The organism is Pseudomonas sp. (genome assembly GCF_036387035.1).
GTDB lineage: Bacteria > Pseudomonadota > Gammaproteobacteria > Pseudomonadales > Pseudomonadaceae > Aquipseudomonas.
Map to the genome: position 1 here is coordinate 1 of NZ_DASVUM010000060.1, position 6,059 is coordinate 6,059.

At 60.6% G+C, this 6,059-nt stretch carries 5 protein-coding genes and 3 tRNA genes; all 8 read right to left on the reverse strand.

Annotation, left to right across the window (positions count from 1 at the left end; translation table 11 throughout):
- Positions 1 to 289: 289 nt before the first annotated feature.
- Positions 290 to 1,555, reverse strand: a complete 1,266-nt coding sequence (gene aroA / locus VF672_RS05060) for a 3-phosphoshikimate 1-carboxyvinyltransferase (RefSeq protein WP_331102108.1) — start codon at positions 1,553 to 1,555, stop codon at positions 290 to 292.
- 195 nt (positions 1,556 to 1,750) lie between these two features.
- Positions 1,751 to 1,827 (reverse strand) — tRNA-Asp (locus VF672_RS05065).
- Positions 1,828 to 1,949: 122 nt separating this feature from the next.
- Positions 1,950 to 2,026: transfer RNA gene (locus VF672_RS05070), tRNA-Asp, on the reverse strand.
- 74 nt (positions 2,027 to 2,100) lie between these two features.
- Positions 2,101 to 2,176, reverse strand: a tRNA-Val gene (locus tag VF672_RS05075).
- 160 nt (positions 2,177 to 2,336) lie between these two features.
- Positions 2,337 to 3,548, reverse strand: coding sequence for an O-succinylhomoserine sulfhydrylase (locus VF672_RS05080; protein ID WP_331102110.1), 1,212 nt, complete (start codon positions 3,546 to 3,548; stop codon positions 2,337 to 2,339).
- 21 nt (positions 3,549 to 3,569) lie between these two features.
- A complete protein-coding gene (purF, locus tag VF672_RS05085) occupies positions 3,570 to 5,078 on the reverse strand; it encodes an amidophosphoribosyltransferase (protein ID WP_331102112.1) in 1,509 nt (502 codons plus the stop codon).
- A gap of 12 nt (positions 5,079 to 5,090) precedes the next feature.
- Complete coding sequence (locus VF672_RS05090) at positions 5,091 to 5,678, reverse strand: CvpA family protein (protein ID WP_037011737.1); 588 nt, start codon at positions 5,676 to 5,678, stop codon at positions 5,091 to 5,093.
- 194 nt (positions 5,679 to 5,872) lie between these two features.
- On the reverse strand, positions 5,873 to 6,059 hold a 187-nt coding region (locus VF672_RS05095), incomplete at its 5' end, for an IS3 family transposase (protein ID WP_331102116.1).

A 6,059-nucleotide genomic window follows, 5' to 3' on the forward strand; every position in this document is an offset into this window, starting at 1 on the left:
GGTACGGAAGCTCAGTAATTTAGGCATCAAACATCCTGGGGCAATTGGTCGACTGAAAGTGGACCGGGGAAAACGCCGGTAAGTCTGCAACAAGCCTGCCATGGGATCAACGCAGAGTTTGCAACCGTGTGGATACATCCAGCGGATAAAAGCGCACGGGCCCCGCGTGCGCCGCCCTGGCCGGTGAATAGGGGTTGCCCCTGATCAGGCCGGCGCAGGGTCGGAAAGGTCGGCACACCCGGGCTGAACGCGACCAGTGGTCGGCCTCAGACTCTGTGTACCAAGCGCGTCAGACCTCGCCGTGCACCAACTTCACGCCGAGAAATTCCAGCGCCCGCCAGTAGCCGGGGTAGGTTTTGCCGACGCAGTCCGGGTCCTGAATCCGCACACCCGCCACCTTCAAGCCGGCCAACGCAAAACACATGGCGATGCGATGGTCCGAATGGGTGTTGATCAGCGCGTGGCTGTTGGTGCCCGCCAGCGTGGGGTCAGACGCGACCAGCAAATCGTCCCCCTCTACCGAGGCCAGCCCGGGCCGGACTTGATTGAGGCCATCGTGCAGCGCCTGAACACGGTCACATTCCTTGACCCGCAGGTTGGCCAGATCGACGAAGCGCACAGGCGTTTCGTTGAAGGCGGCCAGCACTGCCAGCGTAGGAATCGCGTCTTGCATCTGTGAGCCGTTGATGACTGCCGGCATCTTCGGAAACTGCGCTATCACTTCCATGGCCTTGGCGTCCGGCTGGGTGAACGCCTCCCCCGCCACACCCAGGTCGATCTTGCCGGCGGTCAATGCCTCGGCGGCCCAAAGGTACGTCGCCGCGGACGCATCGGGCTCAATCTGGTAATCGCAGGCGGTGTAACCCGTCGGTGCAACGCGCCACAACGCGTCATCCAGCGCCTCGACCTCTGCACCGAACGCACGCATGCAGGCGAGGGTCAGGTCGATGTAGCCGCGTGCGCCGATTTCCTTGCCGGTGAGCGCCACTTCGATCGGGGCGTCGCCACAGGCCGCCACCATCAACAGCGCAGAAACATACTGACTCGACAGCCCGCCATCGATCTCGAAGCGGGTGGCGCTGATCGAACCAGTCCCGTGCACCACCACCGGCGGACAGCCCGTGGCGCTTTCCGCGTTCAAGCCGCCTTTGCGCAGGGCCTCGAGCAACGGGCCGATCGGGCGTTTCTGCATGTAGTGATCGCCGTCCAGGGTCACGCTGCCGTTGACCGTGCACACCGCCGCGGTCAGAAAGCGCACCGCCGTCCCCGCATTGCCGAGAAACAGCGCGTCTTGTGGCGCCTCAAGATGGCCCGAGCCCGTGACGACGAAGCTGGTGTCGTCCGGTTCATCGATGGTCACACCCATTTGCCGCAGGGCGTTGGACATGTGCCGGGTGTCGTCGCTTTTCAGCGCGCCGCGCAAGTGACTGGTGCCCTTGGCGAGGGCGGCCAGCAGCAGCGCGCGATTGGTGATGGACTTCGAGCCGGGCGGCGACACATGCCCCGTCAGCGGTACGCCCGGCGGGATGACAGTGATGGTTTGGTTCATGCCCATGTTCAAGCTCTCCAGATTCGAAATCAGCACCGCTCAGCGCCGCATTAACGGCCGGTGATCATGGCATTTATCGCCGCGCTCTGCAGCATCCTGCGAGACCGGCGAAGCGCTTACCAAATCGCAGGCACAAAAAAAGCGATCCTGGGATCGCTTTCTCTGTCGCTTCGAGGAGTTCAAGGGCCTCGAAGCCATGTATGGCGCAGCGGACGGGACTCGAACCCGCGACCCCCGGCGTGACAGGCCGGTATTCTAACCGACTGAACTACCGCTGCTTGTCGCACAGACTTTCATCTGCTTAACGCTGTTGAAACCGACCCTTGGGCCTGCTCCGTGAAACACTGACTGAAAACCCTGGTTTTCAATCTCGAACCGGGAAGACCCGATTCGGAAAATATGGCGCAGCGGACGGGACTCGAACCCGCGACCCCCGGCGTGACAGGCCGGTATTCTAACCGACTGAACTACCGCTGCGCATTGCGTGGACTTGCGTCCTGCTGAATCTCAGTAACCTTCAGCGTTTAATCCTGCTCTGTAACACTCAACGATGGTGGGTGATGACGGGATCGAACCGCCGACCCTCTGCTTGTAAGGCAGATGCTCTCCCGGCTGAGCTAATCACCCTTGCTTCGCTGAGGCCGCGAAATTTACGCAGGTGACGAACCTAAGTCAATAGCCTGCTTGAAGTTTTTTTAAAAAAGCCTTTTTCAACGGCAAGCTCGAGGCTGCACACCAGGCACAAAAAAGCGAGCCCAAGGCTCGCTTTTCTGTTTATACACCGTGCTTACAACGCAGCCAGACCGCGCGCGAGATCCGCCTGCAGGTCAGCCACGTCTTCCAGCCCTACCGCGACGCGGATCAGGCTGTCACGAATGCCGGCCGCTTCACGCTCCTGTGGCGACAGTCGACCATGGGACGTGGTGCTCGGGTGCGTGATGGTGGTCTTGGTGTCGCCCAGGTTCGCGGTGATCGAAATCAACCGGGTGGCATCGATGAAGCGCCATGCGCCGTCCTTGCCGCCCTTGACCTCAAAGCTCACCACCGCGCCGAACGCCTTCTGCTGACGCTTGGCCAATGCGTGCTGCGGGTGACTCTCGAGACCGGAGTAATGCACCTTCTCGATGCCTTCCTGCTGTTCGAGCCACTGCGCCAGTTCGAGGGCGCTCTGGCAATGGGCACGCATGCGGATATTCAGCGTTTCCAGCCCCTTGAGGAACAGCCAGGCGTTGAAAGGACTCAGGCTCGGGCCTGCGGTGCGCAGGAAACCGACCACTTCTTTCATCAGCTCGCTGCGACCGACCACCACGCCGCCCATGGCACGGCCCTGGCCGTCGATGAACTTGGTCGCCGAGTGCACGATCACGTCGGCTCCCATGCGCAGCGGTTGCTGCAGGGCCGGCGTGCAGAAGCAGTTATCGACGACCAGCAGCGCGCCCTTGGCATGGGCGACCTGCGCCAGCGCATTGATGTCGACCAGCTCCGCCAACGGATTGGAAGGCGACTCAACGAACAGCAACTGGGTGTTTGGCTTGATCGCCGCGTCCCAGCCGGATACGTCGGCGAGGGGGACGTAATCGACCTCGACTCCGAAGCGTTTGAAGTACTTCTCGAACAGGCTGATGGTCGAACCGAACACGCTCTTGGACACCAGCACATGGTCGCCGGCGCTGCAAAAGCTCATCACCGTGGCGAGAATCGCCGACATGCCGGTGGACGTCGCAACCGCCTGCTCGCCGCCTTCCAGTGCGGCCATGCGCTCTTCGAACGAGGCCACGGTCGGGTTGGTGTAGCGGGAGTAGACGTTGCCCGGAATTTCTCCGGCGAAGGTCGCGGCCGCCTCGGCTGCCGTGCGGAACACATAGCTGGACGTGAAAAACAGTGGATCGCTGTGTTCGCGTTCCGGCGTGCGGTGCTGACCGGCACGAACCGCGAGGGTGTCAAAACCGACACCCTCCAGATCGCTGTCCAGTCGACCGGCATCCCATTCCTGAGTCATGCCGCCTGCTCCTTGTCTGGATTAGTTGTTGTACAGATCGATGATCGCGCTCACCGCCTGAGTCTTGACCTTGGAGGCGTCGTTGCGCGCCTGCTCGATCTTGTTCAGGTAATGCTCGTCAATGTCACCGGTCACGTACTTGCCGTCGAAGACCGAACAGTCAAAATTGTCGATCTTGATCTTTTTGCTGCCACTCACCGCCTCGATCAGGTCATTGAGCTCCTGATAGACCAGCCAGTCGGCACCGATGAGGTCGGCCACGTCCTGAGTGGAACGGTTGTGAGCGATCAGCTCGTGGGCACTCGGCATGTCGATGCCGTAGACGTTGGGAAAGCGCACGGCCGGGGCCGCGGAACAGAAATAGACATTCTTGGCGCCGGCTTCACGGGCCATCTGGATGATCTGCTTGCACGTGGTGCCGCGAACGATGGAGTCATCCACCAGCATCACGTTTTTGCCGCGGAATTCCAGTTCGATCGCATTGAGCTTCTGGCGCACGGATTTTTTCCGCGCGGCCTGGCCCGGCATGATGAAGGTACGGCCGATGTAGCGGTTCTTGACGAAGCCTTCGCGGAACTTCACACCCAGGTGGTTCGCCAGTTCCAGGGCCGCGGTGCGGCTGGTGTCCGGAATCGGGATGACCACGTCGATGTCATGATCAGGACGCTCGCGCAGGATCTTGTCGGCCAGCTTCTCGCCCATGCGCAGACGCGCCTTGTAGACCGAGATGCCGTCGATGATCGAATCCGGACGCGCCAGATAGACGTGTTCGAAGATGCACGGGGCGTATTTCGGGTTGGCGGCACACTGACGCGTGTGCAGCTTGCCGTCTTCGGTGATGTACACCGCTTCGCCCGGTGCCAGGTCGCGGATCAGGGTGAAACCGAGCACGTCCAGAGAGACGCTCTCGGACGCGATCATGTACTCGACGCCTTCGTCGGTGTGACGCTGACCGAAGACGATCGGGCGAATGGCGTCCGGGTCGCGGAAACCGACGATGCCGTAGCCGGTGATCATCGCCACGACGGCGTAACCGCCACGGCAGCGTTTATGCACGTCGGCGACGGCAGCGAAGATGTCTTCTTCGGTCGGCTGCAACTTGCCGCGCACGGCCAGTTCGTGGGCGAACACGTTGAGCAGCACTTCGGAGTCCGAGTTGGTGTTGACGTGGCGCAGGTCGGATTCGTAAATCTCCTTGGCCAGCTGCTCGACGTTGGTCAGGTTGCCGTTGTGCGCCAGGGTGATGCCGTAAGGCGAGTTGACGTAGAACGGCTGGGCTTCGGCTGAAGTCGAACTGCCCGCGGTGGGATAACGTACGTGCCCGATGCCCATGTGCCCGACCAGACGTTGCATATGGCGTTGGTGGAACACGTCACGCACCAGACCGTTGTCCTTGCGTAGAAACAACCGGCCGCCATGGCTGGTCACGATACCGGCAGCGTCCTGGCCGCGGTGCTGGAGGACGGTGAGCGCGTCATAAAGCGCCTGATTGACGTTCGACTTGCCGACGATACCGACGATGCCACACATGCGACACAACCCCTACTTAGTGGAACTGGATTTACCGAACACTTCCGGCGGCGTTGTAGGCGGCAGGAGGTGATCCTTGAACGGGATGTCAACAGGTACGCTGACTCCGCTGGCGAGCCACTTGCTGGACATCCCGAGAATCAGGTTTTTCGACCAGTCAGCGACCATGACAAATTGCGGGAGCAGCCTTGATTGCTGCCACCATTGATCCTGTTGCACCGGGCCCAGGCTCAACAGCCCGACCGCGACGACAACCAGCAAGGCTCCGCGCGCCGCGCCGAAGACCATGCCCAGAAAACGATCGGTCCCGGACAGGCCGGTGACGCGAATCAGTTCTCCAATCAGAAAGTTGACCATGGCGCCTACTAACAGCGTGGCGACGAAAAGAATGGTGCAGCCCGCAATCACGCGCGCCGAGGGTGCTTCGATGTAGTTGACCAGATACTGGGCCAGCGATCCGCCAAACATCCAGGCGACGGCACCTGCGATGATCCAGGTCAGCAAGGACAATGCTTCTTTGACGAAGCCGCGCTTGAGACTGATCAAAGCGGAGATGGCGACAATTGCAATGATCGCCCAGTCAACCGGAGTAAATGACACGTCGCAGCCTACAGACTGATAAGGCGGCGGATTTTAGCAGAGCCCTCGCCTGCCGGTAAGCAGCGATTGTCCATGAATGGCAATTAAGGCGAACTATTGGACTTTGTTTAGGGTAAGGGTGAGTTAAACCCGAAATCGAGGATGTTAGATCCGTCCCCTTCCCGGCTAAAGCCGGTCCTACAAGGGTGTAGTGGTCAACTAATTCCGGACACCTCGATAGGTGGTTTTGATGCCATCGTTCGTTCGTAGACGGTCGGTGGCAGGTACCCCAGTTTCGAGTGCAGCCGCTTGTTGTTGTAATACCCAACGATGTATTGGGTGATGTCGCGTATCGCTTCGCCATGATTGGCGTAACTGCGCCGCCATACCCGCTCCATTTTC